Source organism: Pseudomonas sp. B23(2017), assembly GCF_002113725.1.
GTDB lineage: Bacteria > Pseudomonadota > Gammaproteobacteria > Pseudomonadales > Pseudomonadaceae > Aquipseudomonas > Aquipseudomonas putida_Z.
In genome coordinates this window covers 1-1251 of the sequence record NZ_NEJM01000043.1, presented here as the reverse complement: position 1 = coordinate 1251, position 1251 = coordinate 1, and the positions used below count along the sequence as shown (strand labels likewise).

Genomic DNA, 1251 nt, shown 5'->3' with positions numbered 1-1251 from the left:
TGAACTGGCCTAATGATTTTGGACACCTTCATCGGGCGTTATGATGGCGCCCAATTGGAGGCAAAATCAGTGCGTAAATCTTATTCAAGAGAATACAAAGTCCAAGCCGCTGAAATGGTGCTGGACGGCGGGCAGTCAGTTCCTGAGGTCTGTGCAGCCCTTGGGCTAGGCCCTACCGCGCTTCGCCGCTGGGTTGACCAGGTGCGCGAAGAGAGAGCCGGCAAGGTTCCGGCTGGAGCCAAAGCGATCACGCCCGAGCAGCAACGAATTGAAGAACTCGAAGCGCTGGTTCGGCAAAAGGATCGGGATATCGAAATCCTAAAAAAGGCCAGTGCTCTCCTGCTTCGGGACTCCAAAGATCGTTCTCGCTGATCAACGAGCTGAGTGAGCAATACCCTGTTGTCGACTGCTGCCGCGTGCTTGGGGTTAAGCGCAGCAGTTTCTATGCATGGCGCAAACGGCAAGGACGTGAAAACCCGGCCAGAGATGCTCTACGCCTGCTGGTAATCAAGTACTTCAACGCATCGCGAGGGGCTTCTGGCTCACGAACACTCATGCAGGAGCTGCGGCATGAAGGCCATGAAGTCGGGCGGTACAAAGTGCGTGCGTTGATGCGCGAAGCTGGCCTGAAGTGCAAGCAGCGCAGGCCGCACCGCTATCGGTCATCAGGGGCCGAAGCGTTGATCGCCGAGAATCAGCTGAAGCGCAATTTCAAGGTTTCGGCGATCAATGAGGTTTGGTGTGGCGATGTGACCTACATCCAGGTTGGCAGGCGCTGGCTGTACCTAGCCGCCGTGATTGACCTCTATGCCCGTCGCGTAGTGGGTTGGGCATTCTCGATGATTGCAGATGCCAACTTAGCTTGTAACGCCCTGCGCATGGCCGCTGAATCGCGGGGTAGGCCGGCGGGCGTAATGTTTCATTCAGACCAGGGCTGTCAGTACACCAGCCATAAATTCAGAGCCGCGCTCGATGAGTACAACTTGAAGCAGAGTATGAGCCATCGAGGCCAATGCTGGGATAACGCTGCCATGGAGCGATTCTTCGGAGCATTGAAATCAGAATGGGTGCCGGCAGAGGGTTACGAGACCGAAGCGCAAGCACGAGTGGATATCCAGGCTTATCTGATGCGCTACAACCTCAAGCGCCTCCACAGCTACAACGGCTATGAAACGCCAGTAGCCATGGAGGAAAAGCTCAAGGCAGCGGCATGAACCTTAACCGGTGTCCAAAATTACTTGACCAGATCAA

The 1251-nt window shown here is 55.6% G+C and carries 2 protein-coding genes; both read left to right on the top strand.

Annotation, left to right across the window (positions count from 1 at the left end; translation table 11 throughout):
- Window positions 1-18: 18 nt before the first annotated feature.
- Entirely contained in the window at window positions 19-372 is a 354-nt protein-coding gene (locus CAG46_RS29230) for a transposase (RefSeq protein WP_234563135.1), read from the top strand.
- On the top strand, window positions 369-1214 hold the full coding sequence (locus CAG46_RS27450) for an IS3 family transposase (RefSeq protein ID WP_371917569.1): 846 nt from the start codon (window positions 369-371) through the stop codon (window positions 1212-1214). Before CAG46_RS29230 ends, CAG46_RS27450 begins: the two co-directional genes overlap by 4 nt.
- Window positions 1215-1251: the final 37 nt, after the last annotated feature.